Annotated in this window: 20 protein-coding genes and 1 pseudogene; 7 read left to right on the top strand and 14 right to left on the bottom strand. The window is 36.8% G+C overall.

The features are described from left to right. Nucleotides 1-39: 39 nt before the first annotated feature. From B5440_RS00095 to pabB, 6 genes are all read right to left on the bottom strand, one after another. Nucleotides 40-1,038, bottom strand: a complete 999-nt coding sequence (locus B5440_RS00095) for an aldose epimerase family protein (RefSeq protein ID WP_070052710.1) — start codon at nucleotides 1,036-1,038, stop codon at nucleotides 40-42. An 11-nt stretch (nucleotides 1,039-1,049) separates the two neighbouring features. Next, nucleotides 1,050-2,873, bottom strand: coding sequence for a DUF885 domain-containing protein (locus B5440_RS00090; protein ID WP_070052712.1), 1,824 nt, complete (start codon nucleotides 2,871-2,873; stop codon nucleotides 1,050-1,052). Between the two features lie 3 nt (nucleotides 2,874-2,876). Continuing rightward, nucleotides 2,877-4,724: a CocE/NonD family hydrolase gene (locus B5440_RS00085; RefSeq protein WP_070052714.1), complete on the bottom strand. Its 1,848-nt coding sequence runs from the start codon at nucleotides 4,722-4,724 to the stop codon at nucleotides 2,877-2,879. Between the two features lie 245 nt (nucleotides 4,725-4,969). Next, complete coding sequence (locus B5440_RS00080; RefSeq protein ID WP_070052716.1) at nucleotides 4,970-6,985, bottom strand: protein-disulfide reductase DsbD family protein; 2,016 nt, start codon at nucleotides 6,983-6,985, stop codon at nucleotides 4,970-4,972. Further along, nucleotides 6,982-8,292 (bottom strand): tRNA lysidine(34) synthetase TilS, encoded by a 1,311-nt coding sequence (gene tilS, locus B5440_RS00075; RefSeq protein ID WP_070052718.1) that lies wholly within the window; start codon nucleotides 8,290-8,292, stop codon nucleotides 6,982-6,984. The genes B5440_RS00080 and tilS overlap by 4 nt, the downstream gene beginning before the upstream one ends. A 71-nt stretch (nucleotides 8,293-8,363) precedes the next feature. Next, nucleotides 8,364-9,668, bottom strand: a complete 1,305-nt coding sequence (gene pabB, locus B5440_RS00070; protein WP_070052720.1) for an aminodeoxychorismate synthase component I — start codon at nucleotides 9,666-9,668, stop codon at nucleotides 8,364-8,366. 213 nt (nucleotides 9,669-9,881) lie between these two features. Between pabB and B5440_RS00065 the strand changes: the two genes are divergently transcribed. Continuing rightward, nucleotides 9,882-10,838 carry a sterol desaturase family protein gene (locus B5440_RS00065; RefSeq protein ID WP_070052722.1) on the top strand — a complete coding sequence of 319 codons (957 nt, stop codon included), beginning with the start codon at nucleotides 9,882-9,884 and terminating at the stop codon, nucleotides 10,836-10,838. Here B5440_RS00065 and B5440_RS00060 read toward each other — a convergent pair. After that, a complete protein-coding gene (locus B5440_RS00060; protein ID WP_070052724.1) occupies nucleotides 10,835-11,383 on the bottom strand; it encodes an NADPH-dependent FMN reductase in 549 nt (182 codons plus the stop codon). The two genes, B5440_RS00065 and B5440_RS00060, sit on opposite strands and share 4 nt — an antisense overlap. A 352-nt stretch (nucleotides 11,384-11,735) precedes the next feature. Between B5440_RS00060 and B5440_RS00055 the strand changes: the two genes are divergently transcribed. From B5440_RS00055 to B5440_RS00040, 4 genes are all read left to right on the top strand, one after another. Next, nucleotides 11,736-13,085, top strand: a complete 1,350-nt coding sequence (locus tag B5440_RS00055) for a DEAD/DEAH box helicase (RefSeq protein ID WP_070052726.1) — start codon at nucleotides 11,736-11,738, stop codon at nucleotides 13,083-13,085. An 8-nt stretch (nucleotides 13,086-13,093) separates the two neighbouring features. Then, entirely contained in the window at nucleotides 13,094-13,966 is an 873-nt protein-coding gene (locus B5440_RS00050; protein WP_070052728.1) for an aldose 1-epimerase family protein, read from the top strand. Between the two features lie 377 nt (nucleotides 13,967-14,343). Continuing rightward, nucleotides 14,344-14,868, top strand: coding sequence for a DUF4494 domain-containing protein (locus B5440_RS00045; RefSeq protein ID WP_070052731.1), 525 nt, complete (start codon nucleotides 14,344-14,346; stop codon nucleotides 14,866-14,868). Nucleotides 14,869-15,165: 297 nt separating this feature from the next. Next, nucleotides 15,166-16,560, top strand: coding sequence for a glycosyltransferase family 2 protein (locus B5440_RS00040; protein ID WP_070052733.1), 1,395 nt, complete (start codon nucleotides 15,166-15,168; stop codon nucleotides 16,558-16,560). Between the two features lie 136 nt (nucleotides 16,561-16,696). Here B5440_RS00040 and B5440_RS00035 read toward each other — a convergent pair whose 3' ends face one another. Beyond that, complete coding sequence (locus B5440_RS00035) at nucleotides 16,697-16,879, bottom strand: Lacal_2735 family protein (RefSeq protein ID WP_070052735.1); 183 nt, start codon at nucleotides 16,877-16,879, stop codon at nucleotides 16,697-16,699. Between the two features lie 182 nt (nucleotides 16,880-17,061). Between B5440_RS00035 and B5440_RS00030 the strand changes: the two genes are divergently transcribed. After that, the gene (locus B5440_RS00030) at nucleotides 17,062-21,558 is read left to right on the top strand and encodes an excinuclease ABC subunit UvrA (RefSeq protein ID WP_070052736.1); all 4,497 of its coding nucleotides are present in this window, start codon (nucleotides 17,062-17,064) and stop codon (nucleotides 21,556-21,558) included. 22 nt (nucleotides 21,559-21,580) lie between these two features. On the opposite strand, the gene B5440_RS15540 is transcribed toward B5440_RS00030, so the two are convergent. The 6 genes and pseudogenes from B5440_RS15540 to B5440_RS00010 form a co-directional block, all read right to left on the bottom strand. Then, complete coding sequence (locus tag B5440_RS15540; RefSeq protein ID WP_157823631.1) at nucleotides 21,581-21,736, bottom strand: hypothetical protein; 156 nt, start codon at nucleotides 21,734-21,736, stop codon at nucleotides 21,581-21,583. A 240-nt stretch (nucleotides 21,737-21,976) separates the two neighbouring features. Continuing rightward, a complete protein-coding gene (locus B5440_RS15535) occupies nucleotides 21,977-22,132 on the bottom strand; it encodes a hypothetical protein (protein WP_157823632.1) in 156 nt (51 codons plus the stop codon). 29 nt (nucleotides 22,133-22,161) lie between these two features. Further along, the gene (locus B5440_RS00025) at nucleotides 22,162-22,572 is read right to left on the bottom strand and encodes a hypothetical protein (RefSeq protein WP_070052738.1); all 411 of its coding nucleotides are present in this window, start codon (nucleotides 22,570-22,572) and stop codon (nucleotides 22,162-22,164) included. Nucleotides 22,573-22,589: 17 nt separating this feature from the next. Beyond that, nucleotides 22,590-22,925 (bottom strand): annotated as a pseudogene (locus tag B5440_RS15865) (TlpA family protein disulfide reductase); the annotation flags it as partial. A gap of 12 nt (nucleotides 22,926-22,937) precedes the next feature. Beyond that, a complete protein-coding gene (locus B5440_RS00015; RefSeq protein WP_070052739.1) occupies nucleotides 22,938-23,690 on the bottom strand; it encodes a DUF4369 domain-containing protein in 753 nt (250 codons plus the stop codon). Nucleotides 23,691-23,879: 189 nt separating this feature from the next. Next, a complete protein-coding gene (locus B5440_RS00010) occupies nucleotides 23,880-24,191 on the bottom strand; it encodes a hypothetical protein (protein ID WP_070052741.1) in 312 nt (103 codons plus the stop codon). Nucleotides 24,192-24,282: 91 nt separating this feature from the next. On the opposite strand from B5440_RS00010, the gene B5440_RS00005 reads away from it, so the two are divergent. Further along, on the top strand, nucleotides 24,283-24,545 hold a 263-nt coding region (locus tag B5440_RS00005; RefSeq protein WP_079711031.1), incomplete at its 3' end, for a transposase.

The raw sequence follows: 24,545 nt of genomic DNA, 5'->3' as shown, positions 1-24,545 counted from the left end.
TTTAATTGGGAGTTATTGCCTCATCAGCTCTTAATCTTCCTATTTACCACCAACCGAAAAATTATATGAAATTCTGTTATAATATTTTTCTCCCGGCTTTAATACGGCCTCAGGGAAATTCCTGAAATTAGGTGCATCAGGAAAATTTTGTGCCTCTAAACAGATAGAAGGATATTCTTCAGCAATTTCGGTTTGATAATTTAGATCGTCTGGAAGGCTTTCTGGAGCGTAGGCCACCAATGCTTTCTGATTGGTTTTCACCTCCATTTTTATTCCGGTTAAAGGAGCAAAAAGTCTAGCTGCAACTTCATCTTCCTCAGATTTTAATACAAAGGTATCATCGAGGTTTCGGTTGCCAATCAATTTACTCTCACTAAAGTTTTTGGGATGCTTCTTTAGTTTTGTCAAATTTCCGGTAGGCAATAATTTTTCATCAACCTCTAGAATTTTTTCCGCCTCAATCTTTAAAAAGTGGTCGCTAATACTGCCGCCGCCATTTAGATTAAAATAAGTATGATTGGTAAGATTAATCACCGTTTTTTTATCGGTTTGTGCGGTATATTCTATTTGTACTTCATTATCCTCGGTAAGGGTATATTTAACTTCAACCTCAAGGTTTCCCGGGTAATGTTCTTCATTATCTTTACTGAGGTAAGTTAATGTCACAGATGGATTAGGCGCTGTGGTCTCTTCTTTAATTTCCCAAATTTTATACTGAAAACCTTCTTTTCCGCCGTGCAAGTGCACATCATCTTTTTCAAAGAGTTTATACGTGGTCTCATCCAATTTAAATTCTCCTTTGGAAATTCTGCCTGCGTAACGGCCCACCGAAGCGCCAAAACATTTGTTATGTTCTTTGTAGACCGAAGTTATAAAATCTTCTGCCCACGGACTAACCACTACATTTACCGGGTTCTCCCTTTTATCTTTAATCTTAAAGCTAAGCACCGCAGCCCCGTAATTAAGAACCTCGAGTTCGCTACCTTTGTTATTTACAAGGCTTATGGTTTTTAGATCTTCTTTTTTTATACTATTCAAGTTCTCTTTTTTTAAATGTTTTCTTCTGAAATCCAGTTATCAACTTTTTCTTCCAGAATATTCAAAGGTACGGCTCCATCAAGAAGAATCACATCATGGAATTCCCTAATATCAAAATCCGGCCCCAATTCTTCCTTCGCGTTTTCTCTTAATTCCAGGATTTTATTCATTCCTATTTTGTAGGCTGTAGCCTGGCTGGGCATTACTATATGCCGTTCTACCATTTTAATACAATCACTTTCAGCGTTTGGAGTGTTTTCCTTATAATAAGCAATTCCCTCTTCACGAGTCCATTTTTTGGCGTGAATTCCGGTATCTACAACCAGCCTGCAAGAACGCCAAAGTTCCATGGCTAATCTTCCAAAATCTGAATATGGATCTTGATAATATCCTATTTCTTTAGGCAACAATTCACTATAAAGCCCCCAACCTTCTACGTAAGCAGTATAAAAACTAAATTTCCTAAACTGCGGAATTTCCTCTAATTCCTGGGCGATAGCAATTTGCATATGATGCCCCGGGATACCTTCGTGATATGCCAAAGCTTCCATTTGATAAGTTGGCATTGCAGACATGTCGTATAAATTGGCGTAATAAGTTCCTGGTCTTGATCCATCTTTTGCCGGCTGCTGATAAAAAGCCTTCCCGGCATTTTTTTCTCTAAAAGGCTCTACCGCTTTTACGATTAATTCTGCCTCTGGTTTGGTTAGAAAAAGTTTATCCAAATCATCTTTCATCGTATTGATGATAGTCTTGGCTTCTGTAAGGTATTTTTTTCTTCCGGTAGAATCATTGGCATAATAGAACTGTTTATCTTTCCGCATAAATTCAAAGAAATCCTGAAGTGTCCCTTTAAAACCAACCTTTTTTTTGATCTTTTCCATTTCAGCGTGAATACGCGCAACTTCACTTAACCCAATTTCGTGAATTTCATTCGCCGAAAGATTAGTAGTGGTAGTTCTTTTTAAAGCATTCGCATAAAACTCTTCCCCTTTCGGAAACTTCCACGCCCCGGCCTCGCTGTTTGCACGCTTTTGCTGAGTTTCGAGAAACACAATTAAATTTTGGTAAGCCGGTTTCACTTCTTTAGTAAGAGCAGTTTCGGCTTTTGAGATAAGTTCCTTCTTCTTTCTCTGAGAAATTTCTAAATCGTCTATTTTCGATTTAAAATCTTCCAGCAGGGCACTATTCTCCACAGATTTCCCGAAAGGTTTACCCTTAATTACATTTCTACTGGATTCCAGAACCCTATCAAAGACAAAAATTGGAGGCATTATGCCATTTTGCTCCCTTATTTTTAAATTCCCTATAACATCTTCCATCACCTTAGGAATTCCCTTTAACCTCGAAATATAGGCTTCTGCATCACTTATTGAATCTATGCGGTGCATATTGATTAAAAAGGCTGGCAGCTCTGCATGATAGCCAAACATCTGGTTTACCGGGTAATTGTAAAACCTAAAATCATAATCTTCTAATTGATTTTCCTGTTTCTGGAGGTACAGATCGTAACTTAATCGAGTATCTTCATCCAGCGATGAAGGATCTATTTTTTTTAGATGTTCCAGGCGTCTCTTTGCTTTATTGCGATCTTCTACATATTTTAAATGAGAAAAATCGTCCCATTTGCCATAATTGGTTTTTTGCCCAAGCCTGGTTTGCATCATAGGCGATTCTTCGACATCCTTTTGAAATTCCTCTTCAAAATATTCGTTCAATTCAGCCGAATGCTCCTTTATTTCTTCTTCGGAATAACTTTCGCTTTTTTGATTACAGGAAATAACTAAGACCAGAAGACCTAAATAGAGCGTTTTATGAATAAATCTGATGTGCATAAACTATTCTTTAATTACTGAAAATTCTATTGCAGAATCTCCAAAAACAGTGTGGGTTTGTTGCTGAAAATCTTCTTCTTCAGCTTCAAAAATATTAGGCACATAGGTTTGTGGATTCCTGTCTATAAGTGGAAACCAGGTGCTTTGAACCTGAATTTGTAATTTATGACCTTTTTTAAAAGTATGGTTAATATCCTGAAGGGTAATATTTACAGAAGTTTTTTTATTCGGTTCAAATGGCTCCGGGTTTTCAAAACTGTTTCTAAACCGGCCGCGCATTACCTCACTACGCACCATCATATGATAATTATCCATATCTAAATGCTCCATAGTTTCTTCATAATCTTCAGCATCTGGAGGATAAACATCTATTACTTTCACAACCCAATCTGCCGCGGTTCCTGTTGTTGCTACATTTAAGCGTGCTTCAATTTCACCGGCTAGTTTCATATCTTCTTTCAATACTTCTGTTTCAAAAACCAAAACATCTGGCCTCCTTGCGGCAAAACGCTGGTCCCCTGTCATATATTCTCTTGGGGTGAACACCGCCTTAATTTCATTATTATAAGAAACAGGTTTCGCAGGATCACTTACAAAGCTTTCTTTATTATCGGTAGCTTCATCGGTTAATTTCTGCTCATCTCCCAGGTAAAATACCTTAGCTTCTGCTTCTTTTGGAGGCCAGGCTTCGTAGGAATTCCATTTTCTTGCACCGGTATCATAAACATAAGCTTCAGCAAGATCTAAATCACCTTCTCCGCCTTTCTTTAGAAAGTGATTAAAGAAAGTAGTTTCAACATTTCTCTGGTAATCTTCCGAAATATTATCTCCAAAATATACATTCCCTACGGCTTGTCTTTCGGTTTGTCTAGCCCAGTCGCCGTGACTCCAGGGACCAAAAACCATAATATTATGGTTATCGCTGGTTTCTTCAATTTTTTTGTAGGTATTAAAAGGACCATAAAGATCTTCAGCATCAAACAATCCGCCCACAACCATTACCGCTGGTTTAATATCCTCTAAATGCTGAATAATACCGCGAGACTGCCAAAATTCATCATAATTAGGATGTTCTTTTAGCTGTTGCCAGAATATATTGTCTTCGCCGTAATATTCGTCCAAATTACTAAGAGGTCCCACATCCAAAAAGAACTGATATTGATCTTGTGTTCCAAGATCTGGTAAATCGTACCAGCTTTCTGTAGTTGGGCCGGTTTTATCGTAGCCAAAAAGTGCTGTAGCTCTCCAGTAACTTAGTAAATAAGCGCCATTATGATGAAAATCGTCAAAAAAGAAATCTCCGATTCCTGCCTGTGGTGAGGCAGCTTTTAAGGCTGGATGCGCATCTACCAGGGAAGCAACCGCATAATGACCGGGATAAGAAATACCCCAGGTTCCTACCCTACCATTGTTATTTTCTACATTATTAATAAGCCATTCAATGGTATCGAAAGTATCACTAGACTCATCAAATTCATCGCCTTTCTTATTCGGGATTATCGCACGCATGTTGTCGTATTTCCCTTCACTCATCCAACGGCCACGAACATCCTGGTAAACAACAATATTACCTTCTTTCATTAAATATTCGTTGGGCCCAATAAGCGAACGAAACTGATCTTCACCATACGGCCTGGAGCTATATGGGGTTCGTTGCATGAGAATTGGATATTCTTTAGAAGTATCTTTTGGGGAATAAATAGTAGTATGCAGCTTAGTGCCGTCACGCATTGGGATATCTACTTCTGTTTTGTTATAATGTTTTTTAACATCATATTCTTCCTGCGCAATAATTTGAACAGGTAAGAAACTCAAAAACAAAAGGATAACACTAAAACGGAATAATTTCATAGTTAAGGGAGATTTTAAGCCCCCTAAGATAGAAATTACACCGATAAACCTAAAAGAATTTTACTCGATAATCGAGATTTAAATGAATCAGGGCTTGTTTCTAAATTAAAGACGAATTCTAATTAATCCCTTCTAAGTTTGACAAGGAATAATTCATGTTAATAATCCAGAATTAAATACTACTAAGCTTAAGTCTTATTTTAATAATATTTCATCAGTAAATGTCTCACGAATTATGAAGTATTTTATTTCTCTGTTCCCTGAAACTTGGCAAGACCTTCCTTTAACCAGTCCAGATATTCTGAAGCTTTTGGGGTGTAACCCACAGGCTCGTTAAGTAGATTTACCTCGTTATCTAAAAGCACATAGAAAGGCTGTGAATTATTCTTAAAGTTCAGGGTTTGAAAAGTAGCCCATTTATCGCCAATGGTTTCAATAGGTTTTATTCCCCCCTTTGGTTTCATATAATTGAATTGCGCTTCTTCCGGCAGTTCTTTTCTATCATCTACATACAGGGAAATAAGTATATATTCTTCGTTAAGTATCTCAAAAACCTCGGGTTCACTCCACACCTGTTCTTCCATTTTTCGACAATTAACACAAGCCCAACCTGTAAAATCGAGGATTATGGGTTTATTTTGTTCTCTTGCTGCTTCCAGACCTTTATCCCAGTCTTTATAAGCTTCCAGACCTAAAGGAGCTTCGGTACCTTTATCATAGATACTGTAAAACAATGGTGGTGGAAATCCACTAAGCAGCTTAAGATTCGCCGCCGAAGTATTGGTTAAACCGGGAATTAAATAAAGTACAAAGAAGAAAGTTATCACCCCTACACCAAACCTGGCTTTACTAATTCTTTGTTTAGGGCCATCGTGCGGAAAACGAATTTGACCAAATAAATAAGCCATAAGACCTAAACCTATAAGGATCCAAATTCCGAGGAAAATTTCACGTTTTAAAAGTCCCCAATGCTCCACAAGATCGGCATTAGAAAGGAATTTAAAGGCCAGTCCTAATTCTATAAAACCTAGCGTAACTTTAACTGTATTTAACCACCCACCGCTTTTTGGCAAAGAATTAAGCCAATTGGGGAATAAAGCGAAAAGTGCAAAAGGAAGCGCCAGGGCAAGACCAAAGCCACCCATTCCCATAGAAAGTTGCATCGCACCACCATCGCTGGTAAGCGATCCACCAAGCAGTGAACCTAAAATAGGGCCGGTACAGGAAAAAGAAACTAAAGCTAAAGTAAGAGCCATAAAAAAGATACCCACAATACCACCTACACTTGAAGCTTTATCATCCATCTTATTACTCCAGGAACTTGGCAAAGTGATCTCGTAATACCCAAAAAAGGAGAAAGCGAAAATGATGAAAATGACGAAGAAAATAATATTCAGCGTTACATTAGTTGAAATATTATTGAGAATTTCAGGATTTACGCTGTCTAGCAGGTGGAAAGGTAAACTAAGTAAAAGATAAATGGCAAATATAAAAACACCATAAAGTATGGCATTTACCAGGCCTTTTTGCCGGTTTTTAGCTCCTTTAGTAAAGAAGGAAACTGTTAGCGGAATCATAGGAAATACACAAGGCGTTAAAAGAGCGATTAAACCACCCACGAAACCTAGTAAGAAAATACTCAGGAAGTTATTGCCTTCCTCCTCTTCAGGCGCAAATTTTTCCATCCCTGAAACATTGATATTTAATGCTTCGGTAAGTTCTTTATCTTTTTCTGAAATTTCCAGGTCGGTAAAACCTTCGGTTATTTCATTGTCCTGAAGAGAAATATTAAAACGTTCGGTTTCCGGAGGCAAACATTTTTCATCATCACAAACAGAGAAATAGATCTCGGCAACAATTCCGGGATTACTTCCGGGTTGTACTTTTATTTGCTGGGTAAAAACTGCTTCTTCCTCAAAATAAGTGATATCGGCTTCAAAAACCTGATCGTAGATAGGTTCTATATCTGGCTCTGAAGTTTCACCAATGAGCTTAAAATTTTCTTCAGCATTATTATAAGAGAAAGTCGTGGCAATAGGCGCAATATCAATATCTGCTTCCTTTTGCGAATATAAATGCCAGCCATCTTCCAGGGTGGCCGTAAAAACCAGATTAAATATGCTGTCGTTTTCTTTTTCTACAGAAGCCTCCCAGGTAATGGGATCATCCATTTGGGATTCTTCGCTCCCATCGTTAAAATATTGTGCCTGTAACTGGATAAATGGAATAAAAAATAAGAGCAGACTCGCCAGATATTTCATAAACTGAAAGTGATTTTTATAATTTTTTGATCAGATGAAGTTATCGAAAAACGCCTATCGGCCCGCTGATTGATCACCCAAACAATTTTTTCGCCAGAGCACAGCAACCAGCTGTTTTCTTTCTCGGGCAAAGATAATTTTTTGTCTTTAAAGAAGTCGCTTAACTTCTTTTTTCCTTTCATTCCAAAAGGATAAAATATATCTCCCTGCTGCCATTTTCTAACGGTGAGTGGAAATTCCAGTTTTTCCGGGTTTATATAAATGCAGTTTGATCTTTTATCGTTTATTTCCTTTACTTCTGAAAATGAAAAGGTTCCCATAGGAAGCATCGCAAAATCTTCATTTTTTGCGATTTTATAGACTTTGTCTTCGGTTTTGTCAATTTCTGTAAGCAGCAAATAATCCCGATCTTTTATTAGTCTGTGTGAGGTTGAAAAAACCATTTTACCGGGTTGTGCATCTAATAAACGGTAAACATCGTTCCACTCGGTAAATCCAAAAGACTTTAGCAATTGGTATAGAATTGCAGAACTATTAGGTACCTTTTTAAGGTAATTTATATCCAGGCTGTAGCCGTACTCTGTTTTACCAATAATTTTTGGATAGAGCAAGCTCAAATAATCCTCTATTAATTCTTCGTTTTCTTTTAAATGTGATTGGGTTTTTAGAAAAGTCTCTAAAAACTGCGGATTTATTTCTTCTAAAACAGGTACAAGCTCGTGTCTTATTTTATTGCGAAGATATTTTGTAGATGCATTAGTGCTATCTTCTCTCCACGAAATCTTATTTTCTTCAGCATAAGCCAAAATTTCTTTCCGGGAAAAATTTAATAGAGGCCTTATAATGTAATTACTATCGGCATTTATCCCGCTTAAACCTTCCAAACCGGTGCCTCGTATTAGATTAATAAAAAAAGTTTCCAGGCTATCATTGGCGTGGTGCGCGGTTAAGATAAAATCGAATTGATGTTTTAGCCGAAGCTCTTCAAACCAGTCATACCTAAGATCGCGTGCCGCCATTTGAATAGACAGACTGTTATCTTTAGCGTATTGCTCGGTATCAAAATTTTCTACAAAAAGCGCTACTTTCATTTTTTTGGCAAGGGCTGCCACAAAATCCTCATCGGCGTCACTTTCTTCGTCCCGAAGGTTAAAATTACAATGCGCCAAAGTAAAATCCAGTTTGGCTATTTTGCATAAATGTGCCAGCACAACACTATCTACACCTCCACTTACCGCAAGTAAAATTTTACTGTTAGAGAGGTAGGGAAACTGGGATTTGATCTCGTTTTTGAAAGCTTTTTCCATAGAAAACCAAAGATACGAAAACAGTTGGCAGTGTTTCAGTTGGCAGTTTGCGAAATTTTAATCCGAAAAAATTATTTTAAAGCCTGCCGCATTGCGGCTGCCTTTAGCAGGCATTCTTCATATTCTTTCTCTGGTTTAGAACCGGCAGTAATTGCCCCGCCTACTGAAAAAGACACATGTTTTTTAGCCGAATTATATAAAATACTGCGTATAACCACATTAAAATCGAAATCGCCGTTTGGAGTAAAATAACCTACGGCGCCACTGTAGAGTCCGCGTTTTGTTTCTTCCAGTTCTTCGATAATTTTCATTGCTGAAATCTTTGGCGCACCCGTCATACTTCCCATAGGAAATGTTGCCCGTAAAGCTTCTACCGGCGGAATGCCGTCATCAAGTTCAGCAGAAATTGTAGAAATCATTTGATGCACTTGTTTAAAGGAATAAACCTTGCAAAGTTCATCTACATTCACACTGGCCTTTTTCGCAATTTTAGAAAGATCGTTTCTCACCAGGTCTACAATCATCACGTTTTCAGATTGCTCCTTCGGGTCATTAGAAAGCTCCTCCGCAATTTCAAGATCTTCTTCTGGATTTTGCGAGCGCCTGGCTGTTCCCTTTATAGGCTGGGAAATTAATTTTACCCCAGATTTTTTTAAATATCGCTCCGGTGAAGCCGAAAGTAAATAATGTTCTTCCAGTTTGAGAAAAGTCGCAAACGGAGGGCCCGAGAGTTCATTAAGATCCTGAAAAACTTTAAAAGGCTCAATCTCTCTATTTTCAGCAAAAAATTCCTGGCAGAAATTTGCTTCATAAATATCACCACGCTGAATATAAGCGAGCATTTTTCCGACTTTTTGAAGGTATTCTTCCTTAGAGATTCGGGCTTGTATTTTTGATTTCGAGTTTTCGGTTTCCAGTTGTCTGGTCTCAATCTGGTTTATTGGCAGATTTGAAATCTCGGTAAAATCTTCCTCAATTTCATCATCCAGCATATTTAAATAATGCATTTCCAACTGGTCTCCCTTGAGCAAGAATAGTTTTTGTGGCTGAAAAAAATAGAGATCCGGGAAGTCCAATCCGTCGTGGTTTTTAGAAGAAAGTCTTTCTACATCATTTTTAAGATCATAAGAAAGATAGCCGAAAATCCAGTCTTTGGTAGTTTGCTGATACTCTTGCAGCTTGGCAAAAGCCTGGTGGTAATCGGTTTTTATAGCGGTAAATGCACCCACAGCAAGTAAAGCATCAAATTCGCCGTAATCCTGGTGATAATTATTGCTGTCCAGCCAGGCAATTTCTTCAAACTGCTTACTCCATTGCAAGAGTTGCTGTTTGAATTTCAATTGCTCCTTTAAAGTATAAGTAATTTTTGTGCGCACCTTGCTTGTAATTTGGAGCGCAAAGGTAAAAACAATTTGACGTAGCGCCTATTTTAATTCTTCTGCAATTTATCTCGAAAACCCTTTAAATCGGGATTTTCAAAATTTGGAGAAATTAGGTGGTGATGCTTCTTGTATTTCTGAGAAAAAAATCTTAATTATACAACATGCGCTTTTCTGCGCCATTTTATGATTAAGAGCCAAATATTACCAATGTTTACAGATACTGAAAAACTTACATTAGCCGATATAGAAAACCTTGATTTCACTACCGTTATCTGGGTTGTAGCTCCGCTAATGTTCTTTTTTGTCTTACTTGAATTTTTAATAGGAAGAAAAAAATACAAAAACCTTTATTCGGGTAAAGATTTTCTAGCGTCTACAGCTATCGGTATTGGTAATTTAATCCTAAACGGGTTTATGAAGATAGGAGTCTTTATGGTTTTCCTTTTCTTTTTCAATCTGGCGCCGTTTAAAATACCACATACCTGGTGGTCTTATGTTTTGTGTTTAATATTATTGGATTTTAGCAGGTATTGGGCACATAGATTTGCCCACGAACAACGTTTTTGGTGGTCTACACACGTGGTTCATCATTCTTCTGAACATTATAATTTATCAACTTCTTTTAGATTATCCTGGACACAGAATTTAAAGATCATCTTCTTTTTACCGGTAGTTTTGTTGGGCTTTCATCCTTTAGTATTCTTTATTGTGCATCAACTGGAAGTGCTTTATCAATTTTGGATACATACCGAATTAATAAAAAAATTACCGCGACCAATCGAGTATATCTTTACTACGCCATCGCATCACCGGGTACACCATTCGGTAAATGAAAGATATCTGGATAAAAATTATGGCTCTACTTTTATATTCTGGGATCGCATTTTTGGAACTTTCCAGGAAGAAGATGAAAAACCCCGTTATGGAATCACCAAACCGGTAAACTCCTACAATCCTTTTTTCCTCGTTTTCCACGAATGGATTGAAGTTGGGAAAGATATCTGGAAGGCAAAATCATTAAAAGAAGCCTGGCTTATTTTATTCGGAAGCCCCGTTGACAAGCATAAAGCAGATATGGGAATCACTGGTAAAACCGAAACCGAATTAAGCAATATTGGAAAGGCCAACGAAGAATTCAGCCCTAAAGTGAAAAAAGCAAATTAAATTGAGTTACCGGATTCCAATTGATGAGAAAAAGTAGTTAACACATCTTCTATACCCATATCCAGCACTTCGTTTAGCACCTTCCCGTCTTTAAAATTATCATTAAAAGAAGGTAAGCTAAAGCTTTCTATAATCTCGCCGCCAAATCTTGGTAAAATTCCCTTAGTATATTCTAAAGCTGATGCGGCTCCACGCTTGCCGGAAGAAGTACTGATCAATAAAATCTTTTTTCCTTCAAGGAAATTACGGTCTAATCGGGAAAGCCAGTCGATTATATTTTTAAAGTAAGCTGAAACATTGCCATTATGCTCATTTACCGCAATTATCAAAGCCTCGTGCTCGTGGATGATCTTATTAATTATTTTAGCGCTTACGGGAATACCTCTTTCCTTTTCCCTATCGGCGCTATAAATAGGTAATTCATACTGGGTAAAATCCTGAATTTTCACTTCGTGCCCCTGTATGCGATTGGCTACGTGTGTTAATAACTGAAAATTAATGGAAGTACTACTATTAGAACCGGCAAAGGCTAAGATCTTTTTCATCTAAATGATTTTTATCAAAAATACCGAAATAAATGAAATGATTCCTTATTGATAGAATTGAAAAACTTGTGAACTTTCATTTCTTCTTAGTTTGTAATTCATCGTCACCCTGAACTAGTTTCAGAGTCTGCTCCGATTTCTATCGGACGCCTAAGTTGAATTTTACATTTATTCATCTTAGATGCTGAAACAAGTTCAGCATGACGGTTTTTGAAGAATAAATTAATTCAGGATCGTTAAAATTATTTACCGCCCTGCGGCGGGATTAGTTCAACTAACTAATTTAAAATTGCCAGGAGCAATTTTAAATTAGAGTTTCACTAACTTTGCAAGTTCATAAAAACTTCATTTAGTGACTTTTCAGGATTTAAATATTACCACTCCCCTGCGCAACGCGCTGGAAGATATTGGCATTAACACGCCTACACCTATTCAAGAGGAATCTTTTTCTACAATTATGTCTGGGAAAGATATGGTAGGAATCGCGCAAACCGGTACCGGAAAAACCTTTGCTTATATGCTTCCAATATTACGAATGCTTAAATATTCGGAACAAAAAAATCCGCGGGTACTAGTTTTGGTGCCAACCAGAGAACTTGTGGTGCAGGTAGTTGAAGAAATTGAAAAACTAACCGCTTATATGAATGTTCGTATCGCCGGTATTTATGGTGGCGTAAATATGAATACTCAACATCAATCGCTTTTACAGGGCCAGGATATTGTAGTAGCAACTCCCGGAAGATTATATGATCTTGTGCTTAGGCGCGCGCTTCAGTTAAAATCAATTCAGAAATTAGTGATAGATGAAGTAGATGTGATGTTAGATCTGGGTTTTAAATTTCAGATAAATAATATCTTTGAATTGCTTCCGCAGAACCGACAAAACATTATGTTTTCTGCGACAATCACTGAAAATGTTGAAAATCTAATCGAGGCTAATTTTAAAAGTCCGCAAACTATTTCTGTAGCTGCCAGCGGAACGCCTCTTGATAATATTAAACAAACCGGTTATAGAATCCCAAATTTCTATACTAAAGTAAATTTGTTAAGACATATTTTAGCCGATAAGGAAACCTACTCAAAGGTTTTGATCTTTGTGGCTTATAAAAGAATGGCCGACCGACTCTACGCGGAATTAGAGCAGTATTTTCAGGATGAATGCACGGTAATTCACTCCAATAAAACCCAAAATTATCGTTTACGTAGTATCAAACAATTTGGCAGCGGATTTTGCCGAATTTTAGTTGCAACCGATGTGATGGCGCGTGGACTTGATATTGAATCGGTAAGCCACGTGATCAATTTTGATACTCCAAAATATCCTGAAAATTATATGCACCGAATTGGCCGTACCGGAAGGGCCGAAAAAGAAGGGAATTCGATATTAATGACTACCGAAGCTGAATTGGAATACCTTGAAAGAATTGAAGCTTTGATGAAAATGGAAGTTCCGCAGGAAGAATTACCGGCGGAAATAGAAATTTCGTCAGAATTAATTCCGGAAGAACAACCTAAGGTTTTTGAAATCAATAACCCGGGAAAGAATAAAGACGAAAATGCTCCCGGCCCTGCTTTTCACGAGAAAAAAGAAAAAAACAGGAAAGAAAATCTGGGTGGATCTTACCGAAGGGAAATTGCCAAAAAGTATAAAAAGCCAAAAACTCGCGGGGATAAAAATGCGAACAGAAGAAAGAAAAAATAATTTTTGAGATGCACGAGTTACAGAACGAATTCTTAAGTATAAAAGTAAATCCCATTGGCGCAGAATTATCCAGCCTTAAAAGCCTGGAAACCGATATTGAACATTTATGGCAGGGAAACCCGGAATTCTGGGCAAGCCAGGCGCCTAATTTGTTTCCGGTAATTGGTGTTTTAAAAGAAGGGAAATTCATTTTTGAAGATAAAGAATACCAAATGCCTAAACACGGTTTTGTTAGGCATAACGAACATATTCGGTTAAAAGAAAAAACAGATGATAAATTGGTTTTTCAATTGGATTATTCAGCAGAAACTCTGAAGATCTATCCATTTAAATTCCGTTTTGAAATTTCTTTCCAATTAAATAAAAAATCGCTCACTGTACATCATCAAATTTCTAATTTAGACGATAAACCTTTATATTTTTCATTAGGTGGACATCCTGCGTTTAATGCTCCTATTAGCAAAAATGAAGTTTACGAAGATTATTATCTTGAGTTTGATCGAAAAATGGATCTAAGAACTTACATTTTAAGCGAAGAAGGGCTGGTTAGAGATACCACCGAAGGAATATTAGACAACGAAGATAAAATTAGACTACATAAAGAGCTTTTCGCCAAAGACGCATTGATTTTCAAGAATATTCCCTCAAAAAAAGTGGTACTAAAAAGTAAAAACTCAGGTAGCATTTTAAGCGTTGAATATAAAGATTTTAAAAACCTGGGAATTTGGGCGAAACCGGGAGCACCTTACGTATGCATTGAACCCTGGCTGGGAATTGCCGATGTTGAAGGCACAGATCAAAACCTAAAAACCAAAGAAGGAATTGAAACACTGGCAGCAGGGAAAGATTTTCAGGCGGCCTATACAATTGATATCACTTAAAAAAGAAAATCCCGCTAATTAGCGGGATTTTTATTTAAAACATTCATTAAGTTCTGTTCTTTTTCTTGGCGGCTTTCGCAGCGCGCTTTTCCTTTAAGCTCAAAACCGGCTCCTTCCTGGCCGAGTTTTTTGAGGGTGATTTTTCTTTTGCCATAATCTTTGATTATTTAATAATTAACCCGATAAAGATAGTAAAAGAAAACATTAAAAATTCATTTATAATTACTATAGATTTTAATTTTAATTGAATAAAAATCCTGTTTTTTGAAACTAATTATCTGGTTAAGTAGCAAGTAGAAAATTGTGAATATCTATCTCTTGTTTTGTCCTCGAGACTCGTTATAAACCCTATTTTTGACTCCCTAAAAAATAAAGATATGAGCGTAACTTGGTTTGAATGTAAGGTGAAATACAAAAAAACACACGAAACAGGCGAGCAGAAAATGACTACAGATACCTACCTACTTGATGCAGTATCTTTCACAGAAGCCGAAGCGAGAATCACTAAGGAAATGACAGCTTATACTAGTGAAGACTTTAGAATAATGAATATAAAAGTTGCGAATTTTTCAGAAGTTCATCCTTTTGAGAATTCCGATCGTTGGTTTAAATCAAAGGTTTCCCTGGTGGCTATGGATGAGGAAAGCGGAAAGGAAAAAAAGACAAATATTTACTTGCTTGTTCAGGCCAACGATGTAAAAGAGGCTTTCGAGAATACTACCACGGCGATGGAAGAAACTATGGGCGATTATAATATTCCATCTATTACAGAATCTCCAATTCTGGATGTATTCCCATATTTTACCGGTGAGGAAGAACAATTAGAAAAATTTAATGTTCTTGATTCAGATGAAACTCAAAAGGAAGAAGTTTCAGAAGAAACAGAAGCCCAGGAAGTTTAAGAACTTCAAACTATTTCATTTTAATATCATAGAAGGGTTTGACTTTAGCGTTGAACCCTTTTTTAATTTGCCATAAATAACTCCAAAAGAAATACGGTTTTACGCTTAAAAACCGGGAATGGGGCAGAATTGAAAACTTAATGTAGAAAAAATCTACAGTTTTTTTCTGAAGCTTCTAAAAATAAGTCTCTTTATAAGCATTTTAATTAGTTGGTACGTGGATTGCTAAGCTATCCAAATAGGAGTCTTAAAGGAATAACCTAAACTTTTAAGATCAAATTTAAAATAGAAATTAAAATGAAAAATAATATAGCTTCAAATCAATCAGTTTCTTCTGCTGAAAAATCTTCTATTAACAATCAAAGGAATAAGTCCAGGGATCTAAGAGGAATTTTGGTACGTGCAAGCAGCCTGGCTTTGCTTTTTGGCGCTGCATACCTGGTATATGTCTTGCAGGGTGATTTTAACCGCTATAATCTTAATGGCCTGGATTCAACCTGGGAATTAGCATTTTTAGCAATTACTGGTTCTTTGCTTTTATTCAGAGCCGGATTCTTCTTCTATAACCTTTACCTCTACCTTAGATATAAGCCAATTAATTCTGTAAGCAATGAAGAGTTACCAACCTGTACGGTAATAGTTCCAGCTTACAATGAAGGAAAACAGGTTTGGGCAACCCTTAAAAGCCTTGCTACAAGTGATTACCCAAATCATAAAATACAGCTTCTGGCAATAGATGACGGAAGTAAAGATGACACCTGGGACTGGATGCTAAAGGCTAAAAAGGAGCTTGGCGATCAATTGAGCATCTACCAGCAACCAGAAAACAAAGGAAAAAGACACGCGCTTTACCGCGGATTCAATTTGAGTACCGGAGAAGTTCTTGTGACCGTAGATAGTGATTCTGAGGTTACTAAAGACACACTGCGTAACCTTGTAAGTCCTTTTGTAGTTAACGAAAAATGCGGCGCTGTAGCAGGAAATATTCGTGTGCTAAACAACGAGAAAAAGGCTATGCTGCCTAAGATGCTGGATGTAAGCTTTGTACTTAGTTTCGAATTTATTCGTTCTGCGGAAAGTAGTCTGGAATCGGTGCTTTGTACCCCTGGCGCGCTTGCGGCTTACAGGAAAAAAGCTGTCTTTGGCTGCCTGGAAGAATGGATTAACCAGACTTTTATGGGTAAGGCTTCAGATATCGGCGAAGATCGTGCAATGACTAATATGATTCTTAAACAGGGGTATCACGTACTCTTTCAAAGAAATGCTTTCGCTTATACCAACGTACCCGAAAAATATACCGGACTCTATAAAATGTTTATCAGGTGGGGAAGAAGTAACGTTCGTGAGAATATTGCGATGGCGAAATATGTTTTCACAGATTTCAGGGAAAGCTCTAAAGCCGGATCTCGACTTCTGTTCATCAACCAGGTATTGAAATTAGTGATGAGTTATCCAACAATCTTGATGATGCTTTTCTTCATCTCTATGGATCCAGTTTTATTCTTAAGTTCAACCTTACTCAGTATTCTGATATGGTCTAGTTTCCCGGTACTTTTCTATGCGAAGCGATATAATTTATCGGAATCTTTCTGGGCGTATTCCTATAGTATCCTTTATACCTTTGGGCTATTCTGGATCACTCCCTACGCTATTGCTACCGCAAGTAAGAGAGGTTGGCTTACCCGTGGATAATCATAGAAGATTTATATTAAAATAGAAAAAGGGAAGTTTTTAGCTTCCCTTTTTTATTGTATGTAAAAAGATAAATTCCGAAAAACGAATACTGAATTTCTATTTTTAAGAAAATATCCTAAAATCTCAAAATTCATTATTTAGCTTCTTCCGATTTTTTAATCAGATCGATTTGTTTTAAAACCTCATTTGCTTCATACATTTTTTCATCACTTTTACTACGATTAGTAGTGGAGAGTTGATGAGCTTCCTCCAGAAGCTTTTTGTATTTCACTTCCAGCTTTTCAACTTCTGACTTTTTCATGAATAATCCGAACATTTTCTTTTTTATATAAATATATAACAAACATTGTCTTACACCGATAAACTATCGTTAATCAACCATTGTTTTATTCATCTGGACACAAGAGAAATTTTATGCTTTGTTTTCCCGAAAAACCCCTTCTAAGCCTTAATATCTTTCTATATTTATTTTTTTTAAAAGAGAAACAGTAAGCCTTTATGCACATAATTAATGCCCATCAAAATAATCTCAAAAATATTGATTTAAGTATTCCTGAAAATCAATTGATTGTAGTGACTGGTCTATCTGGTTCGGGGAAATCTTCCCTTGCAATGGGTGTTATCGCGAATGAGGGTTACCGATATTTTTTAGAGAGTCTCCCTGCATACAACCAACAAAACAGTCAGTTAATCCCTACTGCTGAAGTAGATGATATAAAAGACCTTCCCCCGGTAATTAAGGTAGAACAATCGAAGCGCTTCCAGTCTATCAATACTACTTTTGGAACGCTCTCTGAGCTTGCTTCTGTCTTCAGAATTTTATTTGCCCGCTATTCGGCTGCTGAAACTATGAGTAAGTCGCTATTTTCTTTTAATCACCCTAGAGGAGCCTGCGAGGTATGTCGTGGTATTGGAGAAGCAGAATATATTGACCTTAACAAATTAGTAGGAGATAAAAATAAGACGCTTAGAGAAGGGGCGATTACCACTACCCTGCCCAATGGCTATATCGTCTATTCCCAAATAACCGTAGAGGAATTAAATAAAGTGTGTGAGACGCACGGTTTTAATGTAGATATACCCTGGAAGGAACTCACAGAAGAGCAACAAGACGTGGTTTTAAACGGAAGTGATCGCCTCAAAGTATTTTTTGGTAAACACGGCCTGGAGTCTAGGCTTAGGTGGAAAGGAATTAAAGCCAAGCCTCGTGAAGAAGGATTCTATAAAGGAATGCTTCCTATTATGCAGGATATTTTAAGACGTGATAGAAATCCTAATATCTTAAAATTTGCCAGCTCCAAAATTTGCCCTGATTGTAAAGGTGCGCGCATTAAAGCAGAACATTTAAAATATAAGTGGAAAGGACTTAATTTTCAAGAATGGATGGAGCTTTCCTTAAGCGAATTATATGAAAAACTGAAGTTTCAGCAATTCACAACCGGAGAACAAGTTTTGGTAGATAAGATCTGCACTCAATTATATGACTTGATTAGGCTGGGTATGGAAGAATACCGGCTAAGCACACCAAGTATGGAGATTTCCTCTGGTGATGGGCAAAGAATCAAACTCATTAACCAGGTAAATAGTAAGCTGCAAGGTATTTTATATGTATTCGATGAACCTTCCATCGGTTTGTCTAAAGATTATCAAAAATATCTGCTTCATATTCTAAACCGACTCATTCGCCGGGGAAATACGGTTATGGTGGTGGAGCACGACTTAGATTTTATAAAGTCGGCAGATTGGATAGTAGAACTAGGCCCCGAAGCGGGGATACACGGCGGCGAAGTGGTTTTTAACGGTCCCATCAATAATTTTCTAAATGCAAAAGAACTAAGTAGCCCAACTTTAAAGGCATTGAAAGAAGCCGGAAATGATAAATCATCTAAAAACCAACCAAAAAAGGTCTCGGTGGAAGCCTTTCAACCAGGCAACATGGAGCTAACAGTTGTGAGCCGCAAAACGCCTCAAATTATTGAAAGCATTACCCAACTTTCTGAGGAGGAAAATCTAAATCTTCTTACTGTAAACGATCAACCTATAGGTAAAACTCCTAGAAGTAACCCGGCTACATATACAGGCTTAGCAGATAAAATAAGGGATTTACTAGCAAAAACTCCTGAAGCGAAAACATCGAATTTATCCAAAGGAGCCTTTTCATTTAATAACAAAACCGGTAGATGTGAAGCCTGTGAAGGGGCTGGCGTAATCACCCTCTCTATGAGTGCACTTGGTAGTATCAACCAGGTTTGTCCTACCTGTAATCGCAAACGTTTTAAGCCGGAAGTACTTCGTGTTCATTGGAATGAAAAGAATATTGCAGATCTCTATAATCTAAGTATTGAAGAAGCTTATGATTTCTTTTCCGAGGAAAAGAAAATCAAAGAAATTCTGTCTTTAATGCTGAAATTAGGACTTGGCTATATCAAACTGGGACAGCCCTCCAATACCTTATCAGGTGGCGAGGCGCAGCGTATTAAACTCACTAAACATTTCACCAAAAAATCAAAAAAGACGCTCCTCTTACTTGAAGAACCCAGTATAGGATTGCATCAGAAAAATGTGAGTCAGTTGCTGGATGCATTGCACCAACTCAAGCAACAAACTGCAGGCATTATCTGTTTTGAAAATCATTCCCTTTTTCAATCTCAATGTGATGCCTTAGTGGACAATGCGCTGGAAGTTCAACCTATTAAAGTGAAAGAAGAGCCCCTACAGCAAAGGGATAAAATTTCCATTCAGGGTGCGCGTACGCATTCTCTAAAAGATCTAAACTTAGATTTGCCCAAGCATCAATTAACGGTAGTCACTGGAATTTCCGGTTCCGGGAAATCTTCATTGGTAATTGATACGCTGCACGGTTTTGGGCTACAAGAAATGACCAAACAGTTTTCAAGTTATCAGCAGTCAAGAGTGGGCGTGAATTTTCAGTTAGAGGTTAATCATATTGAAGGACTTACTCCTACTATTTGTATCACCAGAAAGCAAAAGAATTATTCTCAACGTTCAGATATTGCAAAGCAAACGGGAATTGATAAAATTTTACGCTTTGCCTTTTCCAGAAAGGCGCAGTATGGAGGACAAGAATTATCAGCCAGTCATTTTTCTAATAATCACGAATTAGGAAAATGTGCGGTTTGTGAAGGCATTGGCGAAGAACTGCTACCCGATCTCAACAAACTTGTTCTGGATGAAAATAAAAGCATTGCTCAGGGACTTTTCGCACACAATAAAGTAATAGGGTATTACGGCAATCCGGCAGGGAAGCATATGGCGATCTTAAAAGAAGTTGGTAAAGAATATGGTTTTACTCTGGAAACCCCTTTTGAAGAACTGAGCAATTCGCACAAAGAAATATTACTGAACGGAGCAGGTGAAAAGGTATGGAAAGCCAATTGGCTATACAAAACTAAGACAAGGGAAGGTAAGCAAGCCTTAAGTATGAAATGGGAAGGCCTCTACCACTATTTGCAAGACGAATATTTCAAGACCCGAAAGAATAAAAATATAAGTCAGCTAACTACCCTTTTTTCTCATAGAGAATGTAGCCATTGTGAGGGAAGTGGATTAAAACCCGAACGATTAGCTTTTGAAATAGCGGGAAAATCCATTCACGAAATTAAATCAATGGATTTTAAAGAGCTTGATCTATGGCTAGCAGAAAATGCCACTAGGAAAGATGTAGATGGAAAACTACTCACCAAGATTGAACCCCATTTAATTAACACTATTCTTAGAGCGAAGCAATTACATATTGATTACCTGCAACTAAACCGAAAATCGCCTACACTTTCAGGTGGAGAAAATCAAAGGGTAGAGCTTATCAAACAATTAAATAGTCCGCTTAAAGGCATCACCTATTTGTTAGATGAACCTTCAGCTGGTTTGTCTAATGATAATATTCCGGATCTGATTCAAATCTTAAAAGAGCTTATTGAAAAAGGAAATACGGTTGTGGTCATTGAACACAACAAGGCCATCATACATGAGGCAGATCATATAGTACAAATTGGACCTAAAGCCGGCAATTTAGGTGGCTATATCACTTATGAAGGCAGCACCGAAGGTTTATTGCAACAAGCCGATTGCCACCCATTTTTGAAAGCACCTACCCAAACGATAAAACTTAAAGAAGGGAAAAAGTACATTAGTTTTAGTAACCTAGCCAGGCATACTTTTGTAAGGGATTCATTATCCCTGCCTATTGGGGGCATTACTGCACTAACAGGAAAATCTGGTATTGGGAAAACTACCCTGGTGAAAGATATCCTGGTGCCCAGCATTGAGACCGGACAGCCGGTGAATTGTAAGAGCATAAATTTCCCAAAAAATTATTCAGGCGTGCATTATTTTGAGCCTAAAAAACTTAATACTCACGCGGCCACTTTATTGATTTCCTACCTGGATATTTTAAAAGACGTAAGTAAAATATTTTCAGCTGAAACCGGCCTAAAAGCTAAAGAATTCTCCTATAAAACTAAGAGCAGTCAGTGCCCAAACTGTAAAGGAAAAGGCTATGTGGAGACCAGTCTTGATATTGCAGCCAATGCCATTGAAAAATGTGAAGTATGTAAAGGGCAACGCTATCAGGCGCATATATTGGCTCATTCTGTTGAAAAGAAAAATATAGCAGAAGTACTTGCCCTAAATATCATAGAATTAAAAGAATGGCTGAATAAGCTTACTGTAAATCCTAAAACCCAGGACTTCCTGGATCATTTAGAGGAAATCGGGTTGGCGCATCTTAGATTAGACCAGCCGGTGCAATCACTTTCTTCCGGGGAGAAACAACGATTATTATTGTTGAATTGGCTACAGGCTAAAGCTAACGATGTGCTTTATATTTTAGACGAACCCAGCACAGGACTTCATTATGCCGATATAGATCTATTATATGCTATACTCAAAAAACTGGGCAAAGCCAATGATATTCTCATTATTGATCATAACCCGTATTTGCTGGGTAAGGTTGGAGTTGGCGTAGTTTTGGAATGAATTTCTAATTAAAAAAGTATTCTCACGCTGGTCTTTTAATTCTCCCAATTATGGCCAGCATTCCTCCTACTCCGCCTGCAGCACCGTACCAGAAATCGTAAGCATCGGTTTCCAAATAATATCTCGATACAAATGTAAAAAGCAGTATCGCGATACCGGTTATTCTAATTTTATTCATCTAATTTTCAAGTTTGGTATTGATCTAGTTAATTTTTGGTTTTACTTCTGACCGATTATCGTGAGAATCATCGCTACAATAATTAAAATATTTGAAATAATAATCATTATTGAAACTTTTTCGGGTTTATCAAAATTCAGATGAAAAATATTCCATATTAAGAGCCCTATGCCAGCAAACAAAACAATATAAGCTAAAACCTTTATTCACATATTTCTACCTTAATTTTTATTTTACTTCTTATTTACTGATTTTCAAACCACCGGTTAATAGTAAGCCAACTCCAAGTCCTACAAGTGTAGCTGCAGCCATCCTTACTATCTCCCATTCCATAAAAAGGAATACAATAATTCCAATTACGAATATTATTAAACCAATAATCCTTATTTTATTCATAGCTTCTTTTCCTAATAAAAATTTATCTGTTAGATCTCATTAAGCTTTAAATAATAGTTTCGGCCGAAGCTTATTGGGAAAAGAATATAAATTAATACACATGTTGAAAATGTGATCATTATAACATCAGGGACCTCAAAATAGGTGGATAAAATAAGTAGGCTTATTTGAATTATAATTAATAACGGCAGAATCCACTTATTTTTACTAAAACCAGTTAATTCAATTTTTGTATCCTCATTCTCTTTAATTTCAAAATCATTTACCTGGCTCCCGCACCAGTCAATTTTGGCCTTTAGCTCATAGTTGCCCGGTTTCAGGTCAAATTCCTTCGATTCGCCATTTTTGATTGTACCGATTTTCTGTCCATCAAGATATAACCCGATGGCTCTTGCTCGATTAGCCCATTCAGACCTTCTATTTACTATTAATTTGCTCATTCATAACTTTAAGTCCTTTAATTTAATAAAGTTTCTAATTTTTCTTTTAAGTCAATAAGAGTTTTACCTTCTTTAGAAGCCGAGGCATATCGCCCAATAATTTTTCCATTTGTATCTATTAAAATATATGCCGGTATGGGTTTTATGTCAAATTGATATCCTATTGATTCCTTAGAATCAATATTTTTGAAACCTACGAATGTGTGATCCCAATTATTTAGATCATACTTTTTTACACCTTTTTTCCAGTCATCTTCAGTTTCATCAAAAGAAACAAATAGTACTTCCAGGCCTTTATCAGAATATTCATTAATGAGTACCTTTACTTCCGGAAATTTCGCAATACAGGGCTTACACCAGTCTGCTCAGAAATCAATAAGTAAGTATTTGCCTTTAAAAGAATCAAGTGATAATTTATTTCCTGAAATATCAACTACATTAAAATCTGGAGCAGCATCATCTACCTTTACAATCATCTTTTTTAAAAAGCTATGAATGTTTTTACCATAAATTGATTGTTTATTTTCAGTTGAAAATGAGCTAAAAATGTTTTGTACAGAATCCATAGGAATACTTCTTTGATAGGAAGTAAGAAAATACGGACTTAAGCTGGATTCCGGGTTTTCAATAGCATAACTCAATTTTATCTTTTGAATTTTTTCATTACCCGCAATGAGTAAATCAACTGAGTTTGCTGATCTATTATTAGAAATACTATCGAGTTTCAGGCGTATCGGTTTCGTTTTACTTTCAACTTTCTCGAATTCTTTTTGCGAGTTTGAACCTACTATTTTAATTTCTTTAAAATTATCTTCTTCTACCTGTACCTCTATATTTCCCGGTTCAATAAAGAAATACCCAAGATTAGGATCTTCCATTCCTCCAGATTGTATATTGCCAGTTAGAAGAACTTTCTGTACCCCTTCTAAATTCCCAGTAGCTTGAAATTTATTATTTTCTATTTCCAAAGTGTCACTTATACGTTTCCCATCAATATCAATATATCTTAAAACAAGTTCGTCAATTTTTTGACCTGAAAATTCGCCATTTAGCTTGAAATTTTGAGAAAAACTGATTATTGGAATAAGAAGAAATAGAATTAAATTGGGTGCTTTCATAAGATTTGGATTTTGTAGGTTTCAACCGGACTTTGCTATTTAATTTATTTGCTGCCTATATTCCTGGATTGGAGCGGAATTCCTGAGTTGAAACAGAGATAAAAAATAGACCTAAAAGGATTAATAGTATAAACCGCATTTTTTTATTTGAAATTATTGCTTATTAGAGGGAGGTTTGGTGGTACAAGTTTATTCGGTAAATTCTATTTCAATTAAGAAGTAATGAGGAATATTAAAAACCTTTCCGAACTGCTCCGGATTAATTTCAGATTGTGCCACTCTGCAATAAGATCCTGAACCGTCTTCAGATCTATTTGGTGTTATTACTGACATCAATTGAAATGGCTCTTTTGAATTTTCTTTTAGAACTTGTTGTGGGCCAAAAAAATCTTTAGCTACGTATCTACCATTTCCCTGAGTTGTTGGAAAATACAATTGCTTGCTTCCAAATCTATTTCCTCTAATCCATAACTTTATTTCGTCTTTGTCTACTTTGGTCAATAGCTTGAAAGAGGTCTGAGTTGAGTCTGATCATCCCCCAAAAATTAGGACAGTAAGTTAAGTTCAAAAATAACCTTAATTTTACTGTATTATGACACGAAGAAAATTCACATCCAAGTTTAAAACGAAAGTAGTCCTTGAAGCCTTGAAGGAGCGGCAAACTGTCAAGGAGCTTGCACAAAAATTTGAAATCACCCCTCAGCAAATAGGCACCTGGAAACGCGATTTCCTAAAGGAGGCCGATACTGTTTTTTCCAAGGGTGAAAAATCAAAAAAATCGGAAGCAGAGGAAAAGAAAGACCAGCTTCTTAAAGTCATTGGGGAGCTTAAAGTGGAGAATGATTTTTTAAAAAA

It is taken from the genome of Salegentibacter salarius (assembly GCF_900168265.1).
In the GTDB taxonomy this organism is placed as follows: domain Bacteria; phylum Bacteroidota; class Bacteroidia; order Flavobacteriales; family Flavobacteriaceae; genus Salegentibacter; species Salegentibacter salarius.
This window is presented reverse-complemented; position numbering and strand designations above follow the sequence as displayed.

Excerpts from the sequence above, each read along its gene's own strand:
- B5440_RS00040 (WP_070052733.1), top strand. The coding sequence starts at position 15,166 with ATGAAAAATAATATAGCTTCAAATCAATCAGTTTCTTCTGCTGAAAAA.
- B5440_RS00060 (WP_070052724.1), bottom strand. The coding sequence starts at position 11,383 with ATGAAAAAGATCTTAGCCTTTGCCGGTTCTAATAGTAGTACTTCCATT.
- tilS (WP_070052718.1), bottom strand. The coding sequence starts at position 8,292 with ATGGAAAAAGCTTTCAAAAACGAGATCAAATCCCAGTTTCCCTACCTC.
- B5440_RS00030 (WP_070052736.1), top strand. The coding sequence starts at position 17,062 with ATGCACATAATTAATGCCCATCAAAATAATCTCAAAAATATTGATTTA.
- B5440_RS00080 (WP_070052716.1), bottom strand. The coding sequence starts at position 6,985 with ATGAAATATCTGGCGAGTCTGCTCTTATTTTTTATTCCATTTATCCAG.
- B5440_RS00090 (WP_070052712.1), bottom strand. The coding sequence starts at position 2,873 with ATGCACATCAGATTTATTCATAAAACGCTCTATTTAGGTCTTCTGGTC.
- B5440_RS00050 (WP_070052728.1), top strand. The coding sequence starts at position 13,094 with ATGCACGAGTTACAGAACGAATTCTTAAGTATAAAAGTAAATCCCATT.
- B5440_RS00025 (WP_070052738.1), bottom strand. The coding sequence starts at position 22,572 with ATGAGCAAATTAATAGTAAATAGAAGGTCTGAATGGGCTAATCGAGCA.
- B5440_RS15535 (WP_157823632.1), bottom strand. The coding sequence starts at position 22,132 with ATGAATAAAATAAGGATTATTGGTTTAATAATATTCGTAATTGGAATT.
- B5440_RS00035 (WP_070052735.1), bottom strand. The coding sequence starts at position 16,879 with ATGTTCGGATTATTCATGAAAAAGTCAGAAGTTGAAAAGCTGGAAGTG.
- B5440_RS00045 (WP_070052731.1), top strand. The coding sequence starts at position 14,344 with ATGAGCGTAACTTGGTTTGAATGTAAGGTGAAATACAAAAAAACACAC.
- B5440_RS00015 (WP_070052739.1), bottom strand. The coding sequence starts at position 23,690 with ATGAAAGCACCCAATTTAATTCTATTTCTTCTTATTCCAATAATCAGT.
- B5440_RS00065 (WP_070052722.1), top strand. The coding sequence starts at position 9,882 with ATGTTTACAGATACTGAAAAACTTACATTAGCCGATATAGAAAACCTT.
- B5440_RS00085 (WP_070052714.1), bottom strand. The coding sequence starts at position 4,724 with ATGAAATTATTCCGTTTTAGTGTTATCCTTTTGTTTTTGAGTTTCTTA.
- B5440_RS15540 (WP_157823631.1), bottom strand. The coding sequence starts at position 21,736 with ATGAATAAAATTAGAATAACCGGTATCGCGATACTGCTTTTTACATTT.